This window comes from Streptomyces sp. Root1304 (assembly GCF_001426405.1).
Taxonomy (GTDB): Bacteria; Actinomycetota; Actinomycetes; order Streptomycetales; family Streptomycetaceae; genus Streptomyces.
In genome coordinates this window covers 181,909-207,256 of the sequence record NZ_LMEP01000028.1, presented here as the reverse complement: position 1 = coordinate 207,256, position 25,348 = coordinate 181,909, and the positions used below count along the sequence as shown (strand labels likewise).

The 25,348-nt window shown below is 71.0% G+C and carries 27 protein-coding genes; 11 read left to right on the top strand and 16 right to left on the bottom strand.

The window, feature by feature from the left end:
* The first annotated feature begins 10 nt into the window (after nucleotides 1-10).
* The 5 genes from folP to ASD33_RS33320 all read left to right on the top strand — a co-directional run bounded on the left by folP (nucleotide 11) and on the right by ASD33_RS33320 (nucleotide 2,995).
* On the top strand, nucleotides 11-874 hold the full coding sequence (folP, locus tag ASD33_RS33340) for a dihydropteroate synthase (RefSeq protein WP_056569492.1): 864 nt from the start codon (nucleotides 11-13) through the stop codon (nucleotides 872-874).
* A complete protein-coding gene (locus tag ASD33_RS33335; RefSeq protein ID WP_056569489.1) occupies nucleotides 871-1,359 on the top strand; it encodes a nuclear transport factor 2 family protein in 489 nt (162 codons plus the stop codon). Before folP ends, ASD33_RS33335 begins: the two co-directional genes overlap by 4 nt.
* 135 nt (nucleotides 1,360-1,494) lie before the next feature.
* Nucleotides 1,495-1,854: a dihydroneopterin aldolase gene (gene folB, locus ASD33_RS33330; protein WP_056569486.1), complete on the top strand. Its 360-nt coding sequence runs from the start codon at nucleotides 1,495-1,497 to the stop codon at nucleotides 1,852-1,854.
* Complete coding sequence (gene folK / locus ASD33_RS33325; RefSeq protein WP_056569484.1) at nucleotides 1,851-2,450, top strand: 2-amino-4-hydroxy-6-hydroxymethyldihydropteridine diphosphokinase; 600 nt, start codon at nucleotides 1,851-1,853, stop codon at nucleotides 2,448-2,450. The genes folB and folK overlap by 4 nt, the downstream gene beginning before the upstream one ends.
* 62 nt (nucleotides 2,451-2,512) lie before the next feature.
* Complete coding sequence (locus tag ASD33_RS33320; RefSeq protein WP_056569481.1) at nucleotides 2,513-2,995, top strand: DUF3180 domain-containing protein; 483 nt, start codon at nucleotides 2,513-2,515, stop codon at nucleotides 2,993-2,995.
* Nucleotides 2,996-3,004: 9 nt separating this feature from the next.
* Here the strand turns inward: ASD33_RS33320 and ASD33_RS33315 are convergent, their stop codons facing one another.
* The 7 genes from ASD33_RS33315 to dacB form a co-directional block, all read right to left on the bottom strand.
* A complete protein-coding gene (locus ASD33_RS33315; RefSeq protein WP_056569478.1) occupies nucleotides 3,005-3,532 on the bottom strand; it encodes a hypothetical protein in 528 nt (175 codons plus the stop codon).
* Between the two features lie 148 nt (nucleotides 3,533-3,680).
* Nucleotides 3,681-4,286, bottom strand: a complete 606-nt coding sequence (gene folE / locus ASD33_RS33310) for a GTP cyclohydrolase I FolE (protein WP_056569475.1) — start codon at nucleotides 4,284-4,286, stop codon at nucleotides 3,681-3,683.
* A 97-nt stretch (nucleotides 4,287-4,383) separates the two neighbouring features.
* On the bottom strand, nucleotides 4,384-6,399 hold the full coding sequence (gene ftsH, locus ASD33_RS33305; RefSeq protein WP_056569472.1) for an ATP-dependent zinc metalloprotease FtsH: 2,016 nt from the start codon (nucleotides 6,397-6,399) through the stop codon (nucleotides 4,384-4,386).
* 172 nt (nucleotides 6,400-6,571) lie between these two features.
* Complete coding sequence (gene hpt / locus ASD33_RS33300; protein WP_043226634.1) at nucleotides 6,572-7,111, bottom strand: hypoxanthine phosphoribosyltransferase; 540 nt, start codon at nucleotides 7,109-7,111, stop codon at nucleotides 6,572-6,574.
* Nucleotides 7,112-7,152: 41 nt separating this feature from the next.
* Nucleotides 7,153-8,169 carry a tRNA lysidine(34) synthetase TilS gene (gene tilS, locus ASD33_RS33295; RefSeq protein WP_056569469.1) on the bottom strand — a complete coding sequence of 339 codons (1,017 nt, stop codon included), beginning with the start codon at nucleotides 8,167-8,169 and terminating at the stop codon, nucleotides 7,153-7,155.
* A gap of 205 nt (nucleotides 8,170-8,374) precedes the next feature.
* Nucleotides 8,375-9,511, bottom strand: coding sequence for a zinc-dependent metalloprotease (locus ASD33_RS33290; protein ID WP_079045147.1), 1,137 nt, complete (start codon nucleotides 9,509-9,511; stop codon nucleotides 8,375-8,377).
* 94 nt (nucleotides 9,512-9,605) lie between these two features.
* Nucleotides 9,606-11,009: a D-alanyl-D-alanine carboxypeptidase/D-alanyl-D-alanine-endopeptidase gene (gene dacB, locus ASD33_RS33285; RefSeq protein WP_056569464.1), complete on the bottom strand. Its 1,404-nt coding sequence runs from the start codon at nucleotides 11,007-11,009 to the stop codon at nucleotides 9,606-9,608.
* 102 nt (nucleotides 11,010-11,111) lie between these two features.
* On the opposite strand from dacB, the gene ASD33_RS33280 reads away from it, so the two are divergent.
* Nucleotides 11,112-11,603, top strand: coding sequence for an inorganic diphosphatase (locus ASD33_RS33280; RefSeq protein ID WP_024758444.1), 492 nt, complete (start codon nucleotides 11,112-11,114; stop codon nucleotides 11,601-11,603).
* Nucleotides 11,604-11,723: 120 nt separating this feature from the next.
* Nucleotides 11,724-13,394, top strand: a complete 1,671-nt coding sequence (locus tag ASD33_RS33275; RefSeq protein WP_056569461.1) for a threonine/serine exporter family protein — start codon at nucleotides 11,724-11,726, stop codon at nucleotides 13,392-13,394.
* 99 nt (nucleotides 13,395-13,493) lie between these two features.
* Here ASD33_RS33275 and ASD33_RS33270 read toward each other — a convergent pair whose 3' ends face one another.
* Nucleotides 13,494-14,189: a VTT domain-containing protein gene (locus ASD33_RS33270; protein ID WP_056569458.1), complete on the bottom strand. Its 696-nt coding sequence runs from the start codon at nucleotides 14,187-14,189 to the stop codon at nucleotides 13,494-13,496.
* A gap of 151 nt (nucleotides 14,190-14,340) precedes the next feature.
* Here ASD33_RS33270 and ASD33_RS33265 point away from each other — a divergent pair, with 151 nt between their 5' ends.
* A complete protein-coding gene (locus ASD33_RS33265; RefSeq protein WP_056569455.1) occupies nucleotides 14,341-14,709 on the top strand; it encodes a YbjQ family protein in 369 nt (122 codons plus the stop codon).
* A gap of 21 nt (nucleotides 14,710-14,730) precedes the next feature.
* On the opposite strand, the gene ASD33_RS33260 is transcribed toward ASD33_RS33265, so the two are convergent.
* A complete protein-coding gene (locus tag ASD33_RS33260; RefSeq protein WP_056569452.1) occupies nucleotides 14,731-15,492 on the bottom strand; it encodes a MerR family transcriptional regulator in 762 nt (253 codons plus the stop codon).
* A gap of 213 nt (nucleotides 15,493-15,705) precedes the next feature.
* On the opposite strand from ASD33_RS33260, the gene ASD33_RS33255 reads away from it, so the two are divergent.
* Together ASD33_RS33255 and ASD33_RS33250 are read left to right on the top strand one after the other, a co-directional pair.
* Nucleotides 15,706-16,941: an ion channel protein gene (locus ASD33_RS33255; protein ID WP_277922107.1), complete on the top strand. Its 1,236-nt coding sequence runs from the start codon at nucleotides 15,706-15,708 to the stop codon at nucleotides 16,939-16,941.
* Nucleotides 16,942-16,977: 36 nt separating this feature from the next.
* Nucleotides 16,978-18,396, top strand: a complete 1,419-nt coding sequence (locus tag ASD33_RS33250; RefSeq protein WP_056569446.1) for a glutamate decarboxylase — start codon at nucleotides 16,978-16,980, stop codon at nucleotides 18,394-18,396.
* 63 nt (nucleotides 18,397-18,459) lie between these two features.
* Here ASD33_RS33250 and ASD33_RS33245 read toward each other — a convergent pair whose 3' ends face one another.
* The 6 genes from ASD33_RS33245 to ASD33_RS33220 all read right to left on the bottom strand — a co-directional run bounded on the left by ASD33_RS33245 (nucleotide 18,460) and on the right by ASD33_RS33220 (nucleotide 24,114).
* Complete coding sequence (locus ASD33_RS33245; protein ID WP_056569443.1) at nucleotides 18,460-19,224, bottom strand: ABC transporter permease; 765 nt, start codon at nucleotides 19,222-19,224, stop codon at nucleotides 18,460-18,462.
* A complete protein-coding gene (locus tag ASD33_RS33240; protein WP_056569440.1) occupies nucleotides 19,221-20,213 on the bottom strand; it encodes an ATP-binding cassette domain-containing protein in 993 nt (330 codons plus the stop codon). The genes ASD33_RS33245 and ASD33_RS33240 overlap by 4 nt, the downstream gene beginning before the upstream one ends.
* A 198-nt stretch (nucleotides 20,214-20,411) precedes the next feature.
* Nucleotides 20,412-21,026 (bottom strand): PadR family transcriptional regulator, encoded by a 615-nt coding sequence (locus ASD33_RS33235; RefSeq protein ID WP_056569438.1) that lies wholly within the window; start codon nucleotides 21,024-21,026, stop codon nucleotides 20,412-20,414.
* A gap of 23 nt (nucleotides 21,027-21,049) precedes the next feature.
* Nucleotides 21,050-21,592, bottom strand: a complete 543-nt coding sequence (locus tag ASD33_RS33230; RefSeq protein WP_056569691.1) for a DinB family protein — start codon at nucleotides 21,590-21,592, stop codon at nucleotides 21,050-21,052.
* A 129-nt stretch (nucleotides 21,593-21,721) separates the two neighbouring features.
* Complete coding sequence (locus ASD33_RS33225; protein ID WP_056569435.1) at nucleotides 21,722-23,179, bottom strand: aldehyde dehydrogenase family protein; 1,458 nt, start codon at nucleotides 23,177-23,179, stop codon at nucleotides 21,722-21,724.
* Between the two features lie 62 nt (nucleotides 23,180-23,241).
* Complete coding sequence (locus tag ASD33_RS33220) at nucleotides 23,242-24,114, bottom strand: helix-turn-helix transcriptional regulator (protein WP_056569432.1); 873 nt, start codon at nucleotides 24,112-24,114, stop codon at nucleotides 23,242-23,244.
* 340 nt (nucleotides 24,115-24,454) lie between these two features.
* Between ASD33_RS33220 and ASD33_RS33215 the strand changes: the two genes are divergently transcribed.
* The gene (locus ASD33_RS33215) at nucleotides 24,455-24,952 is read left to right on the top strand and encodes an ATP-binding protein (protein ID WP_056569430.1); all 498 of its coding nucleotides are present in this window, start codon (nucleotides 24,455-24,457) and stop codon (nucleotides 24,950-24,952) included.
* 95 nt (nucleotides 24,953-25,047) lie between these two features.
* Here the strand turns inward: ASD33_RS33215 and ASD33_RS33210 are convergent, their stop codons facing one another.
* The gene (locus tag ASD33_RS33210) at nucleotides 25,048-25,260 is read right to left on the bottom strand and encodes a DUF397 domain-containing protein (RefSeq protein ID WP_063992029.1); all 213 of its coding nucleotides are present in this window, start codon (nucleotides 25,258-25,260) and stop codon (nucleotides 25,048-25,050) included.
* Nucleotides 25,261-25,348: the final 88 nt, after the last annotated feature.

The following is a 25,348-nucleotide window of genomic DNA, read 5'->3' as shown; positions in this document are numbered from 1 at the left end:
CGCTGGACACATGAGTACGACGATCGACCGGGGTACGGCCCTGGGCCTGCCGGAGTGGGACCGCTGCGCCGTCATGGGCGTGGTCAACGTGACCCCCGACTCCTTCTCCGACGGCGGCCGCTGGTTCGACACCACGGCCGCCGTCAAACACGGCCTCGACCTCGTCGCCCAGGGCGCCGACCTGATCGACGTCGGCGGCGAGTCCACCCGCCCCGGCGCCACCCGCGTCGACGAGGACGAAGAACTCCGCCGCGTCGTCCCCGTCGTCCGCGGCCTCGCCGCCGAAGGCGTCACCGTCTCCGTCGACACCATGCGCGCCGGCGTCGCCGCCCGCGCCGTCGAAGCCGGAGCCCTCCTCGTCAACGACGTCAGCGGCGGCCTCGCCGACCCGGAGATGATCCCCGCCGTCGCCGCCGCCGAAGTCCCCTTCGTCGTCATGCACTGGCGCGGATTCAGCCAGGACATGAACAGCCTCGCCGTCTACGACGACGTCCTCACCGAGGTCGTCGGCGAACTCCGCACCCGCCTGGAGGCCGTCGTCGACGGCGGCATCGCCCCCGAACGCATCGTCGTCGACCCCGGCCTCGGCTTCGCCAAGCTCGCCCCCCACGACCTCGCACTCGTCGCCCACCTCCCCGAGCTCCGCGCCCTCGGCCGCCCCCTCCTCGTCGCCGCCTCCCGCAAGCGGTTCCTCGGCCACGTCCTCACCCGCGAACCCGGCGCCGCCCCGCCGCCCGCCCGCGAACGGGACGCCGCCACCGCCGCCGTCTCCGCCCTCGCCGCCCACGCGGGCGCGTGGGCCGTCCGCGTCCACGAGGTCAGGGCCACCGCCGACGCCGTACGCGTCGCCCGCGCCGTCGAGGGAGCCGCGTGAGCCGCACGGGCCGCAGCGCCGACGAGACGGCCGTCGAGGCCGCCAACACCGCCTTCTACGAGGCCATGGAGACCGGCGACTTCGAGACCGTCTCCGCGCTCTGGCTCGACGACGGCGCCACCCCCATCACCTGCGTCCACCCCGGCTGGCCCGTCCTCACCGGCCGCGGCGAGGTGCTCCGCTCGTACGCCCTGATCATGGCGAACACCGAGTACATCCAGTTCTTCCTCACCGACCTGAAGATCTCCCTGGCCGGCGGCACCGCGATCGTCACCTGCACCGAGAACATCCTCAGCGGCGGCCCCGCCGAGGACGGCGCCGAACTCGGACCCCTGGTCGGCCAGCTCGTGGTCGCCACCAATGTGTTCCGCCACACACCCGAAGGCTGGCGGATCTGGTCCCACCACGCCTCCCCCGTCCTCGGGGAAACCGAGGAACCGCCTGCGGGAGACGGCGACGAGGGCATCCGCCCGGACGACGCGTAGAAGCCGCCCCGGACCCGCCCACGGCCCCCCACGGGCAAGCCCTGTCGGTGCCCGCAGGTAGATTCGACGATGGACACCCGGCCGTCCGCACCCGGCTGCGTGGCCACCCGAACTACGACAGCAGGAGTGATTCGCGTGGATCGTGTCGCGCTGCGCGGCCTCAAGGCCCGGGGCCACCACGGCGTCTTCCCCAAGGAGCGCGAGGAGGGCCAGACCTTCATCGTGGACCTGGTCCTCGGCCTGGACACCCGCCCGGCGGCCGCCGACGACGACCTGACGAAGACCGTGCACTACGGCATCGTCGCCGAGGAAGTCGTCGACGTCGTCCAGGGCGAGCCCGTCGACCTCATCGAAACCCTCGCCGAGCGCATCGCCCAGCAGTGCCTCAGCCACGCCGGGGTCCAGGAGGTGGAAGTCGTCGTCCACAAGCCGGACGCGCCCATCACCGTGCCCTTCGACGACGTGACCATCACGATCACCCGGAGCCGACGATGAAACCGACGCACAGCGACCCCACCGTCCAGCCCGTACCCGCCTCCGTCGTCGAGACGGTCGACGCGGCCGACGTGACCCTCTCCAACCCGCGCTGGGCCGTCATCGCCCTCGGCGCCAACCTCGGCAACCGCCTGGAGACCCTCCAGGGGGCCGTCGACGCCCTCGCGGACACCCCCGGCCTCCGGGTCAAGGCGGTCTCCCCCGTGTACGAGACGGAGCCCTGGGGCGTCGAGCCCGGCAGCCAGCCCGCGTACTTCAACGCCGTGACGCTCGTGAAGACGACCCTGCCGCCCTCCTCCCTCCTGGAGCGCGCCCACGCCGTCGAGGAGGCCTTCCACCGCGTCCGCGAGGAGCGCTGGGGCGCCCGCACCATCGACGTCGACATCGTCGCGTACGCCGACGTGGTCTCCGACGACCCCGTCCTCACCCTCCCGCACCCCCGCGCCCACGAGCGCGCCTTCGTGCTCGCCCCCTGGGCCGACGTGGACCCCGAGGCCGTGATCCCCGGCCGCGGCGCCGTCACCGAGCTCCTCGCCGCCGTCGGCCGCGAAGGCGTCACACGCCGCACCGACCTGGAACTCCGTCTGCCCGAGTAGTCGTTACGCTTCGTGGCAGACCGCCCACGAACCACGACCGACGACCACGTGAAGGACACCCGGTGAAACAACTGCGGCTGAAGGTGCTCGCCGGACTGTTCCTCGTGGCCGGCATCCTCTCCTGGGGTGCCGCCAAACTCTGGGACTCGGTCGGCACCCTCCCCAGCGTGCCGATCGCCGCGCCCATCGTCCTCGCCGTGATCGCCGTCGTCCTCACCGCGACCGCCCTGTCGATCCGCACCCGCCTCAAGGCCCAGCGCGAGCGCCGACCCGGCGCGAAGGGCGTCGAGCCCCTGATGGCGGCCCGCGCGGTGGTCTTCGGCCAGGCGAGTGCCCTGGTGGCCGCCCTGGTCGCCGGCATGTACGGCGGCACGGGCGTCTTCCTCCTGGGCTCCCTGGACGTCCCGGCCCGCCGCGACCAGGCCCTCTACGCGGCCCTCTCGGTGGCGGCGGGCGTCGCCGTCATCGCGGCCGCCCTCTTCCTTGAGCACGTCTGCAAGCTCCCGGAGGACGACGACGAGGGGCCGGGCAAGGCGCGGGTCTGAGGACCCGGCTCAGCGGCAGAGCCTGTCGAGGTCGTCGGAGAAGGTCGGGAACTCCGCCTGGGCCTCGGTGACGATCTCCCGGGCGGTCCGGCGCGGAGTGGTCGCGTGCCGCTCCGCGAGCTCGGCCAGAGCCGCGTCCGGGCGGGGGTCGTCCTCCGGGTCCAGCGCCGCCTCCATCGGCCCGAAGCCGTCCGCCAGCACCCACAGGAAGTCGGAGAGGTTCCCGGCGACGACACCGCGCTCGCCCTCCGACCCCAGGAACACCAGCGGCTGCTCGGCCAGCGACCGCCCGTCCCGCACGCACCAGAGGGCGACACGACCGCCGGCCCCGTCCTGCCCGAAGACGCGGAACACGCCCCCGTCGAGCTCGTGGTCACCGGTCCAGTGCCGGATCCAGTCCGTGGTCTCCTCGGCCGAGTCGAAGTCGTCGTACGGCTCGAAGTCGACCCCGTCGCCGTCGTCGTAGTCGAACTCGACACGGGCGACATCGGCCAGCGCATCCGGAAAACGGCGGTCTTCACAGGTCGTCTCGATCATCCACGCAGACTAACGGCCGGCACGGACATCGCCCTGACCGTCCGGTCGCCGTCCAGGGTCCGGTCCGGCCCGTACTCCGTACCGCCCCTTGATCAGCGATCGACTCCGCTGATCGGGGACGGTACGGAGCGAGGCGGACGACCCGCCACTAGCGAGCCAGTATCAGAGACATGGCCTCGGCACGCGTCGTGGCGTCACGAAGCTGACCCCGTACCGCCGAGGTGGTCGTCTTCGCACCCGGCTTGCGGATGCCGCGTACCGACATGCACATGTGCTCGGCCTCGATGACGACGATCGCGCCGCGCGCTTCGAGGATCTTCATCAGCGAATCGGCGATCTGGGTCGTCAGGCGCTCCTGGACCTGCGGACGACGCGCGAAGACATCGACGAGACGGGCCAGCTTCGAGAGCCCCGTGATCTTGCCGCTCTCCGCCGGGATGTAGCCCACATGGGCCACACCATGGAACGGGAGCAAATGATGTTCACAGAAGCTAACGAGTTCAATGTCCTTCACGAGGACCATTTCATCGTGACCGAGGTCAAAAGTCGTGGTCAGGACATCCTCCGGCTCCTGCCTCATGCCGGCCAACAACTCCCTGTATGCACGTGCAACGCGTGCAGGGGTCTGCAGCAAACCCTCGCGGTCCGGATTCTCGCCAACCGCGATGAGGAGCTCGCGTACGGCCGCCTCGGCGCGCTTCTCGTCGAAATCGCCGATCGTGCCCTCGCCGTCCAGCGTCACCGGGTCGGTCATCTCTGTGCCTCGTTCCGTCTGGCTGATGTGCGCGAAATGCCGCGCCCCCACAGGCTAAAACCTGTGGGGGCGCGGCAGCCATTCCGGGGTACTGCGGTCAGTCCTCGACGGGGTCCACCGGGGCGATGTCGATGCCCTTCGTGGTGTCGACCGGGGCGGCCGAGCCGTTCGCCGTGTTCGTCAGTGCGAGCTCCTTGGGGGAGAGCACCGGCGGACGCGTGGACGGCGTGCGGCGGGAGGAGCCGGTCCAGGCCGGGCGGGCCGGGCGCCGGACGATGGGGGTGAAGATCTCGGCGATCTCCTCCTTGCCCAGCGTCTCCTTCTCCAGCAGCGCGAGGACCAGGTTGTCGAGGATGTCGCGGTTCTCGACCAGGATCTCCCAGGCCTCGTTGTGCGCGGTCTCGATGAGCTTCTTGACCTCTTCGTCGACCAGCGCAGCGACCTCTTCCGAGTAGTCGCGCTGGTGCGCCATCTCACGGCCCAGGAACGGCTCCGTGTTGTCGCCGCCGAACTTGATGGCGCCGAGACGCTCGGTCATGCCGTACTGGGTGACCATCGCGCGGGCCGTCGCCGTGGCCTTCTCGATGTCGTTGGCGGCGCCGGTGGTCGGGTCGTGGAAGACCAGTTCCTCCGCCGCACGGCCGCCCAGCATGTACGCCAGCTGGTCGAGCATCTCGTTGCGGGTGGTCGAGTACTTGTCCTCGTCCGGCAGGACCATCGTGTAGCCCAGGGCGCGGCCCCGGGACAGGATGGTGATCTTGTGGACGGGGTCGGAGTTCGGCGAGGCCGCCGCGACGAGGGCGTGGCCGCCCTCGTGGTACGCGGTGATCTTCTTCTCCTTGTCCGACATGATCCGGGTCCGCTTCTGCGGGCCCGCGACCACACGGTCGATCGCCTCGTCCAGAGCCTTGTTGTCGATCAGCTTCTGGTCGCTGCGAGCGGTGAGGAGCGCCGCCTCGTTGAGGACGTTGGAGAGGTCCGCACCGGTGAAGCCGGGGGTGCGTCGGGCGACGGCGCCGAGGTCGACGTCCGGGGCGACCGGCTTGCCCTTCTGGTGGACCTTGAGGATCTCCAGCCGGCCCAGCATGTCCGGGCGGTCGACGGCGATCTGCCGGTCGAAGCGTCCGGGGCGGAGCAGGGCCGGGTCGAGGATGTCCGGGCGGTTCGTGGCGGCGATCAGGATGACGCCGCCCTTCACGTCGAAGCCGTCCATCTCGACGAGGAGCTGGTTGAGGGTCTGCTCGCGCTCGTCGTGACCACCGCCGAGGCCGGCGCCGCGGTGGCGTCCGACGGCGTCGATCTCGTCGACGAAGACGATGGCGGGCGCGTTGGCCTTGGCCTGCTCGAAGAGGTCGCGGACCCGGGAGGCGCCGACGCCGACGAACATCTCGACGAAGTCGGAGCCGGAGATCGAGTAGAAGGGGACCCCGGCCTCGCCGGCGACGGCGCGCGCGAGGAGCGTCTTGCCGGTTCCGGGGGGGCCGTAGAGCAGGACGCCCTTGGGGATCTTGGCGCCGACGGCCTGGAACTTCGCGGGTTCCTGGAGGAATTCCTTGATCTCGTGGAGTTCCTCGACGGCCTCGTCCGAGCCCGCGACGTCGGCGAAGGTGGTCTTCGGCGTGTCCTTGGTGATGAGCTTCGCCTTGGACTTGCCGAACTGCATGACGCGCGAGCCGCCGCCCTGCATCTGGTTCATCAGGAACAGGAAGACGACCACGATGAGGACGAACGGGAGGAGGGAGAACAGGATCGAGACGAAGGGCGACTGCTTCGTCGGCGAGACGGTGTAGCCCTTCTCGATCTGCCCGGCCTCGAACTTCTCCTGCAGCTTGTCGGCCAGGTCGGCGCCCTGGGAGCCGATGTAGCTGGCCTGGACCTTGCTGCTGTTGTCGATCTTCTGGCCGTCGACGAGTTCGATCTTGACGATCTGCTCGTCACCGGTGGTGACCTTTGCCTGCTTGACCTGGTTCTTGTCGATCGCCTGGACGACCTTGCCGGTGTCCACCGTCTTGTAGCCCTCGGACGAGCCGACGACCTGCATCAGCACGACCACGGCGAGGACGGCCAGCACGATCCACATGACCGGCCCACGGAAGTATCGCTTCACGTCCATCCATACGGAGCGAGAACGCCCCGTCCCTCCTGCCCGTAGGAAAATGCTGCTGTGAGAGCTGCTGTGTGAAAAAGCTGTTCTTCGGACGGTACCTCAGCATCGTCGCCCGCGACCGCCTTCCCGTGGTTCAACGGGGGGAAGGCGGTACGGGTTCCCCGTGGCGACGGAACCGTCAGCCGCCGTAGACGTGCGGGGCGAGCGTGCCGACGAACGGAAGGTTCCGGTACTTCTCGGCGTAGTCGAGGCCGTAGCCGACGACGAACTCGTTGGGGATGTCGAAACCGATCCACTTGACGTCGATCGCGACCTTCGCCGCCTCGGGCTTGCGCAGGAGCGTGCACACCTCCAGGGAGGCGGGCTCGCGCGAGCCGAGGTTCGACAGCAGCCAGGACAGGGTCAGGCCGGAGTCGATGATGTCCTCGACGATCAGGACGTGCTTGCCCTTGATGTCGGTGTCGAGGTCCTTGAGGATCCTGACGACGCCCGAGGACTGGGTGCCGGCGCCGTAGGAGGAGACGGCCATCCAGTCCATGGTGACGGGGGTGGAAAGGGCGCGAGCCAGATCCGCCATCACCATCACGGCGCCCTTGAGGACGCCGACGATGAGCAGGTCCTTGCCCGCGTATTCCGCGTCGATCTTCGCGGCCAGCTCTGCCAGCTTGGCGTCGATCTCTTGCTTGGTGATGAGCACCGACTGGAGGTCGGTGCCCATGTCCTTCTCGTTCACCCGGGTCACTTTCGTTGCAGCGTGCGTCAGCCTTGCCGGATGACCAGTCTGCCACCCTGACGACGGGCTTCGACGCGGCCGGGCAGGTTGATGGCCCCTTGGCCGCGCCATCCGGTGATGAGCCGGTCGACTTCCTCGATGTGCCGGGCGAAGAGGGAGCCGGCGGGGGCGCCCTCGGCGATCACGGCGCGGCGCAGGACGCGTCGGCGTACGGCGGGGGGCAGTCCGTGGAGCTTGGCGCATTCGAGGGCGCCCGCCTCGTCGCGTACCGAGGTCTCGGCGTCGGCGGCCCAGGTGTCGAGGGCGTCGGCGTCGTCGCGGGAGAGCTGGGCCGTTCGGGCGAGGGCTTCGACGACGCCTTTGCCCAGGGCCTTCTCGAGGGCGGGGAGGCCTTCGTGGCGGAGGCGGGAGCGGGTGTAGGCGGGGTCGCTGTTGTGGGGGTCGTCCCAGACGGCGAGTTCCTGGGCGACGCAGGCCTTGCGGACGGTCTGGCGGTCGAGCCGGAGGAAGGGGCGCCGGTAGCGGCCGGCGGAGCCGGAGACGGCGGCCATGCCGGAGAGCGAGCGGATGCCGGAGCCGCGGGCGAGGCCGAGGAGGACGGTCTCGGCCTGGTCGTCGCGGGTGTGCCCGAGGAGGATCGCGGTGGCTCCGTGGCGCTCGGCGGCGGCGTCCAGCGCCGCGTACCGGGCGTCGCGGGCGGCGGCCTCGGGGCCTCCTTCGCGGCCGACGGTGACGGCGACGGCCTCGACGGGGGTGAGGCCGAGGGCGGTCATGCGTCCGGCGACCTCGCGGGCGCGGGTGTCGGAGCCGTGCTGGAGTCCGTGGTCGACGGTGATGCCGCCGGCGCGCACGGGGAGTTTGCGGGCCTCGAAGGCGAGGGCGGAGGCGAGCGCCATGGAGTCGGCGCCTCCGGAGCAGGCGACGAGAACGAGGGGGGTTCCGTCGTCCGCCGTGGCGGGGTCGGTCTGGTGCTCGGTGAGAACGTCGTGGAGTACGCGGCGGACCGCCAGGCGTATCGCCGCGACCGCAGGATGGGGACCCATGTCCGGTGCCCTTCGTGATGGGGTGGGGTGCCTCGGTCGGAGTCTTAACGGTCGGAAAGGGGCTCGGTCACTCAGAGTGCGTCGATGGTGACAGAAACCCGGCCGTTACCCGAGCATTGCACGCCTCACCCTCTGTTCAGGGTCCCTCGGATGGGTGATTGGTGGGGTGTTCCGACGTGTTCGTGTGTCGTCTGCCGCACCCGTCTCACGAGTCTGCCTTACGGTGCACCCTCGCGATCCAGTCGGCGGGGGCGGCGATCTCGGTCTTGGTGGGGAGCGTGTTGGGCGAGGTCCAGACGCGGTTGAAGCCGTCCATGCCGACCTCGTCGACGACGGCGCGGACGAAGCGTTCGCCGTCGCGGTACTGGCGGAGCTTGGCGTCGAGGCCGAGGAGCTTGCGCAGGGCGAGGTCGACGCGGGAGGCGCCGCGGGCGCGGCGCTGCTGGAACTTCTCGCGGATCTCGGCGACGGAGGGCACGACCTGGGGTCCGACGCCGTCCATGACGTAGTCGGCGTGGCCTTCGAGGAGGGACATGACGGCGGTGAGGCGGCCGAGGATCTCGCGCTGTTCGGGGGTCTGGACGAGTTCGACGAAGGAGGGGGCGGGTTCGCCCTCCTCGGCCTCGGGTCGGCCGCCGGCGAGGGTCTGGGCGGCTTCGCGGAGGCGTTCGACGACGGTGCCGGGGTCGACGTCGGTGGCGGCCAGGAACGACTGGATTTCGCCCTGGAGGTGGTCGCGCAGCCAGGGGACGGCGGTGAACTGGGTGCGGTGGGTCTCCTCGTGGAGGCAGACCCAGAGGCGGAAGTCGTGGGGAGAGACGTCGAGTTCGCGCTCGACGTGGACGATGTTGGGGGCGACGAGGAGGAGGCGGCCGCCGCCGGGCCCGCCGGGGAGGTCGGGGGTGGCGGGGGCGAAGGTCTCGTACTGGCCGAGGATGCGGGAGGCCAGGAAGGACAGGAGCATGCCGAGTTCGACGCCGGTGACCTTGCCGCCGACGGCGCCGAGGACGGCGCTGCCGGGGTTGGCGGAGCGGCGGTCCTGCATCTTGCCGAGGAGCGGGGTGAGGAGTTCGCGGAAGCCGGCGACGTTGGCCCTGATCCAGCCGGCGCGGTCGACGACGAGGACGGGGGTGTCGTGCGGTTCGGTGCCCTCGGGGATCATCCGGGTGTAGGCGCGGACGTGTTCTTCCGAGGCCTTGGCGTGCCTGCGGAGTTCGGCGACGACCTCGCGGGCCTCGTCGCGGCCGACTTCGGGTCCGGGCCGCACGAGGCGGGTCGCGGTCGCGACCGCGAGGTTCCAGTCGACCATCCCTGATGTGCCTGCGCCACCGATGCTCGTCATGCGTCAACCGTACGGTCTCGGGGGCCGTTCGGTGTGGGTTCGGGACGGCTTCGGTGCGGGTCGGGGCGGGGGCCCGGAGGGGGTCGGGCGGGGGTCAGCGCGGGGCGGCGAGGGCGGCGGAGAGCCGGTCGAGGGCGGGCTGTGCCTCGTACGGGGAGGTGGTGCGGCCGGCGAGGAACGCGAAGGCGAGGAGGCGCCCGTCGGGGGTGACGACGGTTCCGGCGAGTGTGTTGACGCCGGTGAGGGTGCCGGTCTTGGCGCGGACGAGGCCGGCTCCGGCGCGGGCGGGTGTGGTGTCGAAGCGTTCGGCGAGGGTGCCGGTGAAGCCGCCGACGGGGAGTCCGGTGAGGAGGGGGCGCAGGGTGGGGCGGGTGGGGTCGGCCGCCCGGGTGAGGAGGGCGGTGAGGAGGGCGGCGGAGACGCGGTCGTCGCGGTCGAGTCCGCTGCCGTCGGCGAAGCGGGCGCCGGTGACGGGGAGGCCGAGGCGGCCGAGTTCCTCGCGTACGGCCCGGCCGGCGCCGTCGAAGCTCGCGGGCTGCTTCCGGGCGAGGGCGGTCTGCCGGGCGAGGGCTTCGGCGAGGTCGTTGTCGCTGTGGGTGAGGGTGCGCTCGGCGAGGTCGGCGAGGGGGGCGGAGTACGTACGGGCGAGGGGGGCGGTCTTGGGGGCGCGGCCGGGGGTCGGTTCGCCGGTGACGGTGATGCCCGCCTCGGTGAGGAGTGCGGCAAAGGCGGTGGCGGTGTCGCCGGCGGGGTCGGCGGTGCGGGGTGCGGGGCCGCTCGCGCTGTCGTCGAGGCGTCCTTCGCGGGTCATGAGGGCGACGACGGGGGCGAGGTTCTCGTTGGGGCCGATGGGGTGGATTCGGGGGCCCTCGTAGAGGTGGGTGTCGTGTGTGAGGCGTACGGAGGTGGTGCCCCGCTTCCTGAGGGCGTGGGCGGTGTCGGTCGCGAGGGCCTTGAGGCGGGTGGGGTCGAGGGTGGGGTCGCCGCCGCCGACGAGGGTGACGGTGGTGCCGTCGGGGGTGGCGGTGACGGTGGTGGGGATGCGGTGGTCGGGGCCGAGGGCGGAGAGCGCGGCGGCGACGGTGGCGATCTTCACCGTGGAGGCGGGGGTCATGGGGGTGCCCGCGCCTTCGCCGTACAGCTGGGTGCCGGTGGCGGTGTCGACGACGGAGGCGGTGCGCAGCGGGCCGAGTCCGGGGTCGGCGAGCAGGGGGACGAGGACGGCGGCGAGGTCGGCGGGGCGGGTGCCGGGCGCGGGGGCGTGCAGGGCGGTGAGGACGCCGGGGGCGCTGGGGGCGGGTGCGGGGAGGCGGGGTGCGGGGGGTGCGGGGGCCGGGGAGTGACGTGTGCCACCCGCCTGCGGGGCGGCGGCGCGGGCCCGCTCGGCCGTACGCTGGCCCGAGTCCCACGGGCCGGCCGCGGTCACCGCCGCGGCGGCCAGGGCCAGACCGAGGACGGCGGAGCCCGCCGTGAGCTGCCACATCCTCGGCTCGGGCATTGCTGACCAGCCCCTTTCGCGATCACACACGTGCGTGAGGGACACTTAACCACCGCGCGCCGTCGCGAGCATTCACTTGTGTTGATTCAGGAGGAGCCACCCGTGGAGTTCGACGTTCTCATCGAGATCCCGAAGGGATCGCGGAACAAGTACGAGGTCGACCACGAGACGGGTCGCATCCGCCTGGACCGTCGGCTGTTCACGTCGACGGCGTACCCGACCGACTACGGCTACGTGGAGAACACCCTCGGCGAGGACGGCGACCCGCTGGACGCGCTCGTCATCCTCGACGAGCCGACGTTCCCGGGCTGCCTGATCAAGTGCCGCGCCATCGGCATGTTCCGTATGACGGACGAGGCCGGCGGCGACGACAAGCTGCTGTGCGTCCCGGCGACGGACCCGCGCATGGAGCACCTGCGGGACATCCACCACGTGGCGGAGTTCGACCGCCTGGAGATCCAGCACTTCTTCGAGGTCTACAAGGACCTGGAGCCGGGCAAGTCGGTCGAGGGTGCCGACTGGGTCGGTCGCGCCGAGGCCGAGGAAGAGATCGAGAAGTCGTACGCGCGGGCCAAGGAGCAGGGCGGCCACTGAGCCGGTTTCCGTTCCGGTCGTGTGAGAAGGCGGTGCACCTCTTGGGGTGCACCGCCTTTCGCACGTCCGTTCCGTGCTCATACTGGAAGCCACGGTTCCCTAGGCAGTGAGGCGGAGAGAGTGGTGGCGGAGCCGGAGGGCGGGAAGGACGCTCCGGGCGAGGTTCCGGAGGACCGGAAGCCGCAGTCGGACGAGGCGCGGAGTGCGTTCGTGCCGCCGGCCGGGGTGGATCAGCCGGCGCCGCCCGAGGAGGAGCATCCGACGTCCGAGTTCTCCCTTCCGCGGGGGCTGACGCCGGAGCCGCCGGCCGAGCCGGAGGGTTCGGCGTTCGCGACGCCGGCGACGTATTCGGCGAAGACCTCTCCGCCCGCGTTCACTCCGGCGTACGGGATTCCGCTGGTGCGGTTGCCGCAGGACGCTCCGTGGCAGGACCGGATGCGGACGATGCTGCGGCTGCCGGTGGGTGAGCGGCCGGTGCCGGAGGCGCTGCGCAAGGAGGACGAGTCGGGTCCTTCGGTGCCGCGTGTGCTCGACCTGACGCTGCGCATCGGCGAGCTGCTGCTCGCGGGTGGTGAGGGTGCGGAGGACGTCGAGGCGGCGATGTTCGTGATCTGCCGTTCGTACGGTCTGGACCGGGTCGAGCCGACGGTGACGTTCACGCTGTTGTCGGTGACGTACCAGCCGTCGCTGGTGGACGATCCGATCACGGCGAACCGGACGGTGCGGCGCCGGGGGACGGACTACACGCGGCTCGCGGCGGTGTACACGCTGCTGGCGGACATCAACGACCGGGCGCACGAGGTGACGCCCGAGGAGGCGTACCGGCGGCTGGCGGAGATCCGGCGGAACCGGCATCCGTATCCGGGGTGGGTGCTGACGGCGGCGGCGGGTGTGCTGGCGGGTGCGGCCTCGGTGCTGCTGGGTGGTGGTCCCACGGTCTTCTTCGTGGCGGCGCTGGGCGCGGTGCTGGGGGACCGGCTGGCGTGGCTGTTCGCGGGGCGCGGGATGCCGGAGTTCTACCAGTTCCTGGTGGCGGCGATGCCGCCGGCGGCGATGGGGGTGCTGCTGACGCTGTTGCACGCGGAGCTGCGGCCTTCGGCGGTGATCACGGGTGGGCTGTTCGCGCTGATTCCGGGGCGGGCGCTGGTGGCGGCCGTGCAGGACGGTCTGACGGGTTTCTACATCACGGCGTCGGCGCGGCTCCTGGAGGTCGCGTACTTCTTCGTCGCGATCGTGGTGGGTGTGCTGTCGGTGCTGTACATCGCGGTGCAGTTCGACGCGCAGCTGAATCCCGAGGGGGCGCTGCACGCGGTGGAGCGGCCGGTGACGCAGATCCTGGCGTCGATGGTGCTGTGCGCGACGTTCGCGATCCTGTTGCAGCAGTCGCGGTCGACGGTGCTGTTCGCGACGCTGAACGGCGGGGTGGCCTGGGTGATCTACGCGTCGATCGCGGTGACGGCCGATGGTTCGACGGTGATGGCGACGGCGGTGGCGGCGGGTCTGGTGGGTCTCTTCGGGCAGTTGATCGCCCGCTACGAGCACACTTCGTCGTTGCCGTACGTGACGGCGGCGATCGGTCCGCTGCTGCCGGGTTCGGCGACGTACTTCGGGGTGCTGGCCATCGCGCAGAACAATCTGGACCAGGGTTTCGCGTCGCTGGCGAAGGCGGCGGCGCTGGCGCTGGCCATCGCGATCGGGGTGAACCTGGGTGGGGAGCTGGCCCGGCTGTTCATGCAGGCGCCGGGTGCGGCGGCGGCCCGCCGGGCGGCGAAGCGGACCAGGGGCTTCTGAGCGGGGGCCTCGCGGACTGTGGGGGCTTCCCTGAGCCTTGTACGTACGAGGGGCCCCGCACGTGGTGCGGGGCCCCTCGTGGTGCGTCGGCGGGCGGTGTCAGCGCTTGGCGTGGCGGCCGCGGGGGTTGGGGGTGCCGGGGGCGTCGTGGTCGTTGCCCGAGGCCTGCTCCTTCTTGGCGTGGGAGCGGGCCCGGAGCAGCTCGATGGCGACCGGGACCACGGAGATCAGGACGATGCCGACGAGGATCATCTCGATGTGCTTGTGCACGAAGTCGATGTTTCCGAGGGAGGCGCCGAGGAGGGTCACGCCGGCGCCCCAGAGCACGCCGCCGATGATGTTGAACGTGATGAACTGGCGGTAGTTCATGCGGCTGACGCCGGCGATGATCGGCGTGAACGTCCGCACGATGGGGACGAAGCGGGCCAGGATCAGCGACTTCGGGCCGTGCTTCTCGAAGAACTGGTGGGCCTTCTCGACGTTCTCCTGCTTGAAGAGCTTGGAGTCGGGTCGCTTGAAGAGGGAGGGCCCGACCTTGCGGCCGAAGAGGTAGCCCACCTGGTCGCCGATGACCGCGGCGGCCACGACCAGGGTGCAGACCAGCCACAGCGGGGTGTCCAGCTTGCCGGTGGTGACGAGCAGGCCGGTGGTGAAGAGGAGCGAGTCACCGGGGAGGAAGAACCCGATGAGGAGTCCGGACTCGGCGAAGACGATGACGAGGACACCGATCAGCCCAAAGGTGCCGATGAGATAGTCCGGGTCCAGCCAGCTCGGTCCGAGGGCAAGCGTGTTCACGGGTTCCGGGCTCCTGCGGTTGGTGGGGGCGTGGGGGACGGCTGGCCCCAAGCTATCAACGTGGGCCGAACGCGCCCGGTTCCACCTGGCTCCCACGGGATGCGGAGGAGGCCCGGCACCCCGAGGGTGGGGGGTCAGGAGGTGTATGCCGATGGGCATCGAGGAGTACGGAGGCGGTCAGGGGCCGCACCCCGACGTACTGGTCGTGACGACGAACGACGTGCCGGGCTTCGAGGTCCGGCAGGTCATCGGTGAGGTCTTCGGGCTCACCGTGCGCTCCCGCCATCTGGGCAGCCAGATCGGTGCGGGGCTGAAGTCGATGATCGGCGGTGAGCTGCGGGGTCTGACGAAGACCCTCGTGCAGACCCGGAACCAGGCGATGGAACGCCTGGTGGAGCAGGCCAGGGCGCGCGGTGCGAACGCGGTGCTGATGTTCCGCTTCGACGTGACCGAGGCGGCCGATGTCGGCACCGAGGTCTGTGCGTACGGAACGGCGGTCGTGATCGCACCGCGCGCCTGAGGCGGGCCGCGGGGGCCGGGGTCAGGCCGTCAGGCGTTCGGCGTTCGCCCGGACGGCGGCGTGCAGGTGCTCGGGAAGTCCCTCGTGGATCGCCTCGTAGAAGGCGTGGAAGTTCTCGTCGGCGAGGTACGTCTCGGTGAGGCGCCGGTGGGTCTCCGGGTGGCACTCGAAGAACCAGGTGGTGAGGTGGCGGCGGTGGGCCTCGGCGAGGTCCATCGCCTCCTCGGAGGCCGGGGGCAGGCCCCGGTCCATGAGGGCGGCGTAGGCGGTGCCCCAGGCGTCCACCTCGTCCTTCATCCGCTGCCAGTCCTCCTTGGTGTACACGGCGGCCCTGGCCTGCGCCAGTTCGTGGGAGTGGGTGCCGCCCCAGCGGCGGGCGGACTCCTCCGCGTACCGCTCGGGGTCCTTGTCCCCGAAGACCTCGAACTTCTCCTCGGGGGTGAGGTTGATGCCCATCTTCTTCGCCTCCATGGCGTGCTCGACGGCCGCCGCCATCCTCCGCAGCTCGCCGATCCGCGCGGTCAGCAGCGCGTGCTGCCGCCGCAGGTGCTCCTGCGGGTCCGCGTCCGGGTCGTCGAGGAGGGCGGCGACCTCTTCGAGGGGGAAGCCGAGCTCCCGGTAGAACAGGATCCGCTGGAGCCGGTCGAGGTCCGCGTCGTCGTAGCGGCGGTGGCCCGCCGTGCTGCGGCCGCGCGGGGAGAGCAGCCCGATCGCGTCGTAGTGGTGCAGGGTCCGCACCGTGACCCCGGCGAAGCCGGAGACCTGTCCCACGGAGTAGCCCATCGGCTGCCCCCTTCCTTCTCGGTACGGGTGTCAGCCTCGGGCCTGACGTGACGTGAGGTGCAAGCCGGTGGGCGGCCCTCCGGCCGGGGATCTCAGGATGTTGTGCGGCATTTGCCCACATATGGTGGGCCGGTGGCCACCGATCACGCTCCGCCCGCCCCCTCGGGTCCGCCCGGTTCCCCCGCCCCGGCGCCCGGCGCCGACAGGTCCCCGCTGCGGATCCTGCTCCCGCAGGTCCTGCCCGCGCTCCTGGTGGGCGTGGTGGCGAGCCTGCTGTTCCTGGGGATCAGCGCGCTCGCGGAGAAGCTGGAGGGCGTCCTCTGGGACGACCTGCCGGACGCCCTCGGCATCGGCGGACACTCCTCCCTCTGGATCATCACCATGCTCACGGCCACCGGCGTCGCCGTGGGCCTCGTCGTCTGGAAGGCGCCGGGACACGCGGGCCCCGACCCGGCCGCCATGGGCCTGGGCGGTCCGCCGCTCGCCCCCGGGGTCGTACCGGGGCTGCTCCTCGCGAGCACGCTCGCCCTCGCCGGCGGGGTCAGCCTCGGCCCCGAGAACCCGATCATCGCCACCAACATCGCCCTCGCGTACTGGCTCGGCCGCAAGGCCGCCCCCGCCGTGCCGGGCGCGGCCTGGGTCGCGCTGGCCTCGTCCGCGACGATCGGCGCGCTCTTCGGCACCCCGGTGGCCGCCGCCCTCGTCATCTCCGAGGCCCTCGCGGGGCAGCCGGGCCGGGGCTCCCTCTGGGACCGGCTCTTCGCCCCGCTGGTCGCTGCGGGCGCGGGCGCGATGACCACCCAGCTGCTCGCCGAACCCAGCTTCGACATGGGCCTCCCGCCGCTCACCGACCCCGGTGGGAGCGACCTGCTCGCCGCCATGGTCATCGCCTCCGCCGCCGCCCTCTTCGGCCTCGCGGCCTGCTTCCTCTTCCCCTACGTCCACGCCGCCTTCCGGCGGCTGCGCCACCCCATGGTGATGCTTCCCCTCGGCGGCCTCGTCCTCGGACTCCTGGGCGCCCTGGGCGGCCCCCTGACCCTCTTCAAGGGCCTGGCGGAGGTCAAGGAGCTCACGTCCTCCCTCGGGAGCTGGTCCTCCGGCGAGCTGGCCAAGCTGGCGGCGGTCAAACTCCTCGCCCTCCTCGTCGCCTCCTCCTGCGGCTTCCGGGGCGGCCGGATCTTCCCCGCCGTCTTCATCGGCGCGGCCTTCGGACTGTGCGCGCAGGCCCTGGTCCCCGAGGTCCACCCGGCGGTCGCCGTCTCCTCCGCCGTCCTCGGTGTCCTCCTGGCCACCACCCGGCAGGGCTGGATCAGCCTCTTCACCGCGGCCGTCCTCGCCGCCTCCCCCGCGATGCTCGCCCTGCTCTGCGTGGCCTCGCTGCCCGCCTGGCTGCTCGTCACCGGCCGCCCCCAGCTCGAACTCGACGAGCAGGGCCGCTCGCTGCACTGACCCGCTCCCCCGCCCGCCGGACAGAAGGAGTCCCCCATGCCGCTCCACCAGGGTCCCGCCGCCTCCCCCTCCGGGCCCGAGCGCCGGCTCGCGCTCAATCCCTTCTACGGGGAGGCCAACCCGGTCGGCGGCATGAACGAGGCCCCGCCGCGGCACCGGATGCCCGACGGCCCGCTGCCCCCGACGAGCGCCTACCAGCTCGTCCACGACGAGCTGATGCTCGACGGCAACTCCCGGCTCAACCTCGCCACCTTCGTCACCACCTGGATGGAACCCCAGGCCGGTGTCCTCATGGCCGAGTGCCGTGACAAGAACATGATCGACAAGGACGAGTACCCGCGCACCGCCGAACTGGAACGCCGCTGCGTGGCCATGCTGGCCCACCTGTGGAACGCCCCGGATCCGGCCGCCGCCGTCGGCTGCTCCACCACCGGCTCCAGCGAGGCCTGCATGCTCTCCGGGATCGCCCTCAAGCGCCGCTGGATCCATCGGAACGCCGACCGGTACCCGGGCGGCGCCCGCCCCAACCTGGTGATGGGCGCCAACGTCCAGGTCTGCTGGGAGAAGTTCTGCAACTTCTGGGAGGTCGAGCCCCGGCTCGTCCCCATGGAGGGCGACCGCTTCCACCTCGACGCCGAGTCCGCCGCCGCGCTCTGCGACGAGAACACCATCGGGGTCGTCGCCGTCCTCGGCTCGACCTTCGACGGCTCCTACGAACCCGTCGCCGAGATCTGCGCCGCCCTGGACGCCCTCCAGGAACGCACCGGTCTCGACGTCCCCGTCCATGTCGACGGCGCCTCGGGCGCCATGATCGCCCCCTTCGTCGACGAGGACCTGGTGTGGGACTTCCGGCTCCCCCGGGTCTCCTCCATCAACACCTCCGGCCACAAGTACGGCCTGGTCTACCCGGGCGTCGGCTGGGCACTGTGGCGCTCGCCCGCCGAACTCCCCGAGGAACTCGTCTTCCGCGTCAACTACCTGGGCGGTGACATGCCCACCTTCGCCCTCAACTTCTCCCGGCCGGGCGCCCAGGTCGTCGCGCAGTACTACACCTTCCTGAGGCTCGGCAGGGAGGGCTACCGGGCGGTGCAGCAGACCTCCCGGGACATCGCCCGCGGGCTCGCCGAACGGATCGAGGCGCTGGGCGACTTCCGGCTCCTCACCCGCGGCGACCAGCTGCCCGTCTTCGCCTTCACCACCTCCCCCGACGTCACCTCCTTCGACGTCTTCGACGTCTCCAGGCGGCTGCGGGAGCGGGGCTGGCTGGTCCCCGCGTACACCTTCCCGCCCAACCGCGAGGACCTGTCCGTGCTCCGTGTGGTCTGCCGCAACGGCTTCTCCGCCGACCTGGCGGGGCTCCTCGTCGAGGACCTGGGCCGGGCCCTGCCCGAACTCCGCCGCCAGTCGGGGCCGTTCACGCACGACAAGAGCGCGGCGACGTCCTTCCATCACTGAGGGGGCGGGGGACGGGGGCGAGGGGGTACGGGGCCACCCGGCAGGGCCCGCACCCCGGGGCCGCTACTTCCCGAGCCGCCCGAACCTCCGTACCGCCAGCGGGAAGAAGAGCGCCAGCAGGACCAGCGGCCACAGCACCGCCGCCATGACGTGCCCCGGCTCGCCGCCCGGGTTGCCGAAGAGGTCACGGACCGCCGTCGCGGTCGCCGACATCGGGTTCCACTCCACGACCGTGCCGAGCCAGCCCGGCATCGAGCCCGGCGACGCGAACGCGTTGGAGAGGAAGCCCACCGGCCAGACCAGGATCTGCACGGCCTGCACCAGTTCGGCGCGCCCCGCCACCAGGGCGAGGAAGATCCCGATCCACAGCATCGCGAAACGCAGCAGGAGCAGCAGCCCCAGGGCCCCCAGGGCGCTCCCGAGCCCTCCGGTCGCCCGCCAGCCGATCCCGAGGCCGACCCCGACCATCACGAGCAGACCCACCGCTGACTGCAGCATGTCGGCGGACGCCCGCCCCACGAGCACCGCGCCGTCGGCCATGGGCATCGACCGGAACCGGTCGATCACGCCCTTCTCCAGGTCCCGCGTCACCGCCGTCATGGTGCCTTCGAGGCCGAAGACCATCGTGAGGGTGAGCATGCCGGGCACCAGGTAGTCGACGTAGTCGCCGTCGACGCTCCGCCCGCCGCCGACCAGATAGCCGAACATCAGCAGCATCATCACCGGGAACACGAGCCCGACGAGGACCTGCACCGGCTGTCGCGCCCAGTGCGCGAGCTCGCGGCGGGTCATCGTCCAGCAGTCGCCCAGCACGTACGCGGCGCTCATACGGCCACCTCCCGCTCCCCGCGCGCGTCCGTCGTGTGCGGCGCGTCCGGCGCGTCCGGCGCGTCCGTCAGGTGCAGGAAGACCTCGTCGAGCGTGGGGCGCCGCAGGGTGATGTCCTCCACTTCGATCCCGGCCTCTCCCAGGGCCCGCACGGCCTCGATGAGCGAGGCCGTGCGGTCGGCGGCGGGCACGCTGAGCCGCCTCCGGTCGGCGTCGACGCTCACCTCGGCCCGCGCGGCGGGCAGCAGCCCGGCGGCCTCGTCGAGCCGTGCCGCGTCCCGTACGACCACGTCGACGCGGTCCGCGCCGACCCGTGCCTTGAGGGCGTCGGACGTGCCGTCGGCGACGACCCGGCCCCGGTCCACGACCGAGATCCGGTCGGCCAGCCGGTCGGCCTCCTCCAGGTACTGGGTGGTCAGCAGCACGGTGGTGCCGCCACCGACCAGGGAGCGCACCGAGTCCCAGACCTCGCCCCGGCCGCGCGGGTCGAGTCCGGTCGTGGGCTCGTCGAGGAAGAGCACCTCGGGCTCCGTGATCAGGGCGGCGGCCAGGTCGAGCCGTCTCCGCATCCCGCCGCTGTACTGCCCGACGGGTTTGCGGCCGGTGTCGGCGAGGCCGAAGCGCTCCAGGAGTTCGTCGGCCCGTGCCCCGGCGTGGCGGGCGCCGAGGTGGTGGAGCCTGCCGAACATCTCCAGGTTCTGCCGGCCGCCCAGCGCCTCGTCGAGGGCCGCGTGCTGGCCGAGGAGGCCGATCCGGCGCCGTACCTCCCGTGCCTCGGTCCGTACGTCGTGCCCCGCCACCCGCACCAGGCCCTCGTCGTGCCGGAGCAGGGTGGCCAGGATGCGTACCGTCGTGGTCTTGCCCGCGCCGTTGGGGCCGAGCAGGCCGTGGACGGTGCCGCGCCCGACGCTCAGGTCGAGGCCGGCCAGGGCGTCCTTCCCGCCGTACCGCTTGCGTGCGCCCTCCACGAGGATCGCTTCCGCTGTCATCCGTCTCCTCCTGAAGATCCCACGAGATCGTAGTCAAACTTGACCAGCTGTCGCCGACAGGGGACGGTATGCCCTCAAGGGGTGATAGTCAAACTTGATTAGCGCACGGATTTCAGCGGCCCCGCCGATTCCCGCGATCCCGGCCGAGGCGCGCCGGAGCATCCGGCCGACCTCGGACCGCCGGACCGCCGGACCACCTCAGACCGCGTAGGGGTTCTCCTCGCCCTCCGCCAGGACGCCCACGAAGGGGGCGCCCTCGCCCGCGAAGACGTACGCGCCGCCCTCGATCCGCTCGATCAGCCCGAGCGTCCACTCCTTGCCCGCGTCCACCGAGTGGATCCACATGTGCATGATCTCGCCGATGTGCCCGAGCCGGCCGGGGCCGTCCTCCGGCGTGTAGTACTCGGTCACCGACGTCCGCCACTCGTCGAGCGCCTCCACCCGCCGGCGCAGCAGCAGGGTGACCTCCTCGCGGGGCAGGTCCACCATGAAGCCGAGGGCCGCCGACAGGACGTCCGTCTTCTGGTCGTACGTGGTCAGCGCCTCACGGAGGAGCGTGAAGTACTCCTCCGTGCCGGCCTCCGTCAGCTCGTACTCGACGCGCGGCGGTCCGCCGACCGTGCTCGGCGCCACCTCGTGCGCGTGCAGCAGTCCCTGCTTCGCCATCTGCTTCAGCGCGTGGTAGATCGAGCCGGGCTTGGCGTGGGACCACTCGTGCGCGCCCCAGTACTCCAGGTCGTTGCGCACCTGGTAGCCGTGGGCGCGGCCGTGCTGCTTGACCGCGCCCAGGACGAGAAGTCGGATCGCTGACATGCGTCGATATTAGTCAACATTGACTATGAGAGGGCGTTCTCCTCCGCGACGAGCGCGAAGGAGCCCTTGCCGTCGAGGGACTCGCGGATGATGTCGGCGTGGCCCGCGTGCCGGGCGGCCTCCTCGACCAGGTGGAGCAGCATCCAGCGCATCGAGACGCGGCCGTCCTTGGGGAACCAGGGCGCCTCGGGCAGCGGGAAGGTGTCGTCCAGGCTCGGCACGGACCGGGTGAACTCCTCGGTCTCCTTCGCCACGCCCGCCCAGAAGTCCAGGATCTCCGGGATGGTCTCTCCCTCGACCAGCCGGAAGCCCTCGCTCCAGGTGTCCTGGTCGCGCTGCCTCTCGTTCGGCTGCCGCTGCGCGAGCCGGAGCCAGTTCAGCTCGACCTCGGCGACGTGCTTGACCAGCCCGGAAAGGCTCAGCTCGCTGACGCTGGGGCGGCTCGCCGCCTGCTCCTCGGTCAGACCGATGAGGGAGCGCCGGAGCGCCGCGCGCTGGGTCTCGACGAAGTTGAGGAGCGCGCCGCGCTCGTCACCGGGGGTCTCGGCCGAAACGTGAGTGACCATGATGTCCGCCTTCCGTACGTGAACCTTCTCGACACCCCTCACGCTACGGACCCTTGAGGACAACCACTGTCCTCAAGGGCGAGCGTCCCCGAGAAGGATTCGGAACGGGAAGGACCGGAGCGGGAAGGATCAGAACGGGAAGCGGCTCCGGCCGTGCTGGATCGAGATCCACTTCTGGGTGGTGAAGGAGTCCACCATCGCGTCGCCGTTGAGGCGCCCGATGCCGGAGTGCTTCTCGCCGCCGAAGGGCACGATCGGCTCGTCGTGGACGGTGCCGTCGTTGATGTGGATCATGCCGGTGTGGATGCGCTTGGCGATCCGCACGCCCCGCTCGATGTCGCCGGTGTGGACGGCGCCGCTGAGCCCGTACGGGGTGTCGTTGGCGATCCGTACGGCCTCCTCCTCGCCGTCGAAGGGGACGATGAGGGCGACCGGGCCGAAGATCTCCTGGCCGAGGACCGGCGCGTCGGGCGCGAAGCCGGTGAGCACGGACGGGGAGACGAGGTTGCCGTCCACCGTGCCGTGGAGCAGCGCGGTCGCGCCGGCCTCCACCGTCTGGTCGACGAGGGAGGAGACGGCCTCCGCCTGCTGGGAGTTGATCAGCGGGCCGATGTGGGTGGCCGGGTCCGCCGGGTCGCCGACGCGGAGGGTCTTCACCTTCGCGACGAACTTCTCGGTGAACTCCTCCTCCACGGTCCGGTCCACCAGGATGCGGTTGGCGGCCATGCAGACCTGGCCCTGGTGCACGAAGCGGCTGAAGACGGCCGCGTCCACGGCGTAGTCGACGTCGGCGTCGTCGAGGACGATCAGGGCGCTGTTGCCGCCGAGTTCGAGGACGGCGTGCTTGAAGTTCTGCGCGCAGACCGTGGCGACGTGGCGGCCGACCTTGTCGGAGCCGGTGAAGGAGATGACCTTCGGGACCGGGTGGGTGAGGAGGGCGTCGCCGATCTCGGCGATGTCGGTGACGACGACGTTCAGCAGACCGGCGGGCAGACCGGCCTCCTCCAGGACCTTGGCGACGAGGGTGCCGCCGCAGATCGGGGTGTTCTGGTGCGGCTTGAGGACGACCGCGTTGCCGAGGGCGAGCGCGGGCGCGACCGACTTGATCGAGAGGAGGAAGGGGAAGTTGAAGGGGGAGATGACGCCGACGACGCCGACCGGGACGCGGTAGACCCGGTTCTCCTTGCCGTCGACGGGGGACGGCAGGATGCGGCCCTCGGGGCGCAGCGCCAGCTGCACCGCCTCGCGCAGGAACTCCTTGGCGAGGTGCAGCTCGAAGGCCGCCTTGAGCCGGGTGCCGCCCAGCTCGGCGACGATCGTCTCGGCGATCTCGTCCTCGCGGTCCTCGACGATCCGCAGTGCGCGCTCGAAGACGAGCCGGCGCGTGTACGGGTTGGTCTCGGCCCACTCGGCCTGGGCGCGCTCGGCGGCCCGGTAGGCGCGGTCGACCTCGCCGGCGGTGGCCACGGTGATCGACGCGAGCTTCTCCCCGGTGTACGGGTTGAAGTCGATGATGTCCCACGAGCCGCTGCCCGGCTTCCACTCGCCGTCGATGTACTGGTGGGCCAGGTCGGTGAAGTGCGACATGGTGGAGACCCCTCTACCCGCTACCTGCAGTGCGACTGATGTGGCGTCATCGTACTGATGTATCAGGAGAGTTGAAGGAGACCCCGGAGAAGATCGCGACTTTCGGCCGGATCGGGACCGTCCTGCTGCAACTTCTCCATCACCCGCTGGTACTGGGCGACTTCCTCGCGCTTGTCGAGGTAGAGGGCGCTGGTGAGCTGCTCCAGGTAGACGATGTCGGAGAGGTCGGACTCGGGGAAGCTCAGCATCGTGAACGCGCCGCTCTCGCCGGCATGGCCGCCGAAGCTGAAGGGCATGACCTGGAGCGTGACGCCCGGGTGCTCGGAGATCTCGATGAGGTGCTTCAACTGGCCCCGCATGACGGACCGGTCGCCGTACGGGCGGCGCAGCGCGGCCTCGTCGAGGACGGCGTGGAGCTGCGGGGCGCGCTCGGAGACGAGCACCTTCTGGCGTTCGAGACGGAGGGCGACCCGACGGTCGATCTCGGCGGCGGAGGCGTCGGGCATGCCCCGGGTGACGACCGCCTGGGCGTACGCCTCGGTCTGCAACAGGCCGTGGACGAACTGCACTTCGTAGACGCGGATGAGGGAGGCGGCGCCCTCCAGACCGATGTACGTCTGGAACCAGCCCGGCAGGACGTCGCCGAAGCTGTGCCACCACCCGGCCACGTTGGCCTCGCGGGCGAGCCCGAGGAGCGAGCCGCGCTCGGCCTCGTCCCCGACCCCGTAGAGCGTGAGCAGATCCTCGACGTCCCTGGCCTTGAAGCTCACACGTCCCAACTCCATGCGGCTGATCTTGGATTCGGACGCTCTGATCGAGTAGCCGGCCGCCTCGCGGGTGATCCCGCGCGACTCGCGCAACCGCCTCAGCTGGGAGCCCAGCAGGATGCGCCGCACCACACTCCCGCTCGCTCCGCCCGATTCGCCTGCGGTCACGGCTCCCAGCCTCCCCTTTACGGTGTCGAGCCCCCGTCGAGCCCCGGATTCTGCCACCAAACGCTTCAGCGCGTACACATTCGATTACGGAAAGACGACTACTTCCGGGCATCCGCGGGCACGGCGCGTGCAGATCCCGGGAAATCATCGGCAGGTCGGCCTCAACCTGTGGACGACTTATGCACAGATTAGGCACGGGGACGGACAGGTCAGGCGCGTGCACGTGCATCTGCCCTTGCATCCAGTGGTCGCATTCGGAACCATGGACCCCGCGCAGCCGCGTACTCGTTCGTGTTGTCGTGTTGTCGCACCACAGTCGCGATTCCCGGGAGTGCCTCGCATGGGGACGAATGGATCGACCGTGCTCGAGCCGTTACGGCAGGGCCTGCCGCCGATCGATCCCGGCGCCGTCTCCACCTCCGCCTCCTGCGCCCTGCCCGCCCGGTACGAAGCCGTGCGCGGGGCCCGGAAGTTCACCAGCGCGACGCTGGACCGCTGGGAGCTGACGGAGCGTTTCGACGACGTGGCCCTGGTCGTGTCCGAGCTCGTCACCAACGCGCTGCGGCACGCGGTGCCCGGCGACGCGCCCCAGGAAGACGGCCAGAACCCACCGGTCCGGCTGCATCTGATGCGCTGGTCCTCGCGCCTCGTGTGCGCCGTGCGCGACCCCAGCCAGGAGAGCCCGGAGGCGCGCGGCGGCGAGGAGGACTTCGCCGCCGAGTCGGGGCGCGGGCTGTTCCTGGTCGACTCGTTCAGCGACGGCTGGGGCTGGCACCCGCTGGCGGGGACGCTGCGGGGCAAGGTCGTGTGGGCGCTGTTCCGGATCGGCGGGGAGTAGGGCGCCGGAAGGCACGGACACACGGAAAGACATACGAAGAGGGCCCGGGCGTCGTCACGCCCGGGCCCTTCTCGTGTCCGCCGTGCGCGCGGACCTCACACCAGGTGGTCGAACTCCCCGTCCTTCACGCCGAGCAGGAGCGCCTCTATCTCCGCCGGCGTGTAGACGAGCGCGGGGCCGTCGGGGTGGCGCGAGTTGCGCACGGCGACGTCTCCCCCCGGAAGTTTGGCGAACTCCACGCAGGATCCCTGGGAGTTGCTGTGCCTGCTCTTCTGCCACACGACGCCTCGCAGCTCCGTGGCCGCCATGCCGTTGTACGCGTGATGCGCATGATGCACTGGTAGCTCCCCGAGTTGCTTGGTGCAGGTGTCAACTTCCTCGGATCATAGCTGTGTT

Coding starts and splice junctions, on each gene's coding strand:
- folE (WP_056569475.1), bottom strand. CDS start 4,286: ATGACCGACCCGGTGACGCTGGACGGCGAGGGCACGATCGGCGATTTC.
- ftsH (WP_056569472.1), bottom strand. CDS start 6,399: ATGGACGTGAAGCGATACTTCCGTGGGCCGGTCATGTGGATCGTGCTG.
- tilS (WP_056569469.1), bottom strand. CDS start 8,169: ATGGGTCCCCATCCTGCGGTCGCGGCGATACGCCTGGCGGTCCGCCGC.
- hpt (WP_043226634.1), bottom strand. CDS start 7,111: ATGGGCACCGACCTCCAGTCGGTGCTCATCACCAAGCAAGAGATCGAC.
- folP (WP_056569492.1), top strand. CDS start 11: ATGAGTACGACGATCGACCGGGGTACGGCCCTGGGCCTGCCGGAGTGG.
- ASD33_RS33240 (WP_056569440.1), bottom strand. CDS start 20,213: ATGACAGCGGAAGCGATCCTCGTGGAGGGCGCACGCAAGCGGTACGGC.
- ASD33_RS33225 (WP_056569435.1), bottom strand. CDS start 23,179: ATGTCGCACTTCACCGACCTGGCCCACCAGTACATCGACGGCGAGTGG.
- ASD33_RS33245 (WP_056569443.1), bottom strand. CDS start 19,224: ATGAGCGCCGCGTACGTGCTGGGCGACTGCTGGACGATGACCCGCCGC.
- ASD33_RS33210 (WP_063992029.1), bottom strand. CDS start 25,260: ATGGCGGCCACGGAGCTGCGAGGCGTCGTGTGGCAGAAGAGCAGGCAC.
- ASD33_RS33265 (WP_056569455.1), top strand. CDS start 14,341: ATGGGCATCGAGGAGTACGGAGGCGGTCAGGGGCCGCACCCCGACGTA.
- ASD33_RS33260 (WP_056569452.1), bottom strand. CDS start 15,492: ATGGGCTACTCCGTGGGACAGGTCTCCGGCTTCGCCGGGGTCACGGTG.
- dacB (WP_056569464.1), bottom strand. CDS start 11,009: ATGCCCGAGCCGAGGATGTGGCAGCTCACGGCGGGCTCCGCCGTCCTC.
- ASD33_RS33250 (WP_056569446.1), top strand. CDS start 16,978: ATGCCGCTCCACCAGGGTCCCGCCGCCTCCCCCTCCGGGCCCGAGCGC.
- ASD33_RS33230 (WP_056569691.1), bottom strand. CDS start 21,592: ATGGTCACTCACGTTTCGGCCGAGACCCCCGGTGACGAGCGCGGCGCG.
- ASD33_RS33235 (WP_056569438.1), bottom strand. CDS start 21,026: ATGTCAGCGATCCGACTTCTCGTCCTGGGCGCGGTCAAGCAGCACGGC.
- ASD33_RS33290 (WP_079045147.1), bottom strand. CDS start 9,511: ATGACGAGCATCGGTGGCGCAGGCACATCAGGGATGGTCGACTGGAAC.
- ASD33_RS33315 (WP_056569478.1), bottom strand. CDS start 3,532: ATGATCGAGACGACCTGTGAAGACCGCCGTTTTCCGGATGCGCTGGCC.
- folK (WP_056569484.1), top strand. CDS start 1,851: ATGAAACCGACGCACAGCGACCCCACCGTCCAGCCCGTACCCGCCTCC.
- ASD33_RS33215 (WP_056569430.1), top strand. CDS start 24,455: ATGGGGACGAATGGATCGACCGTGCTCGAGCCGTTACGGCAGGGCCTG.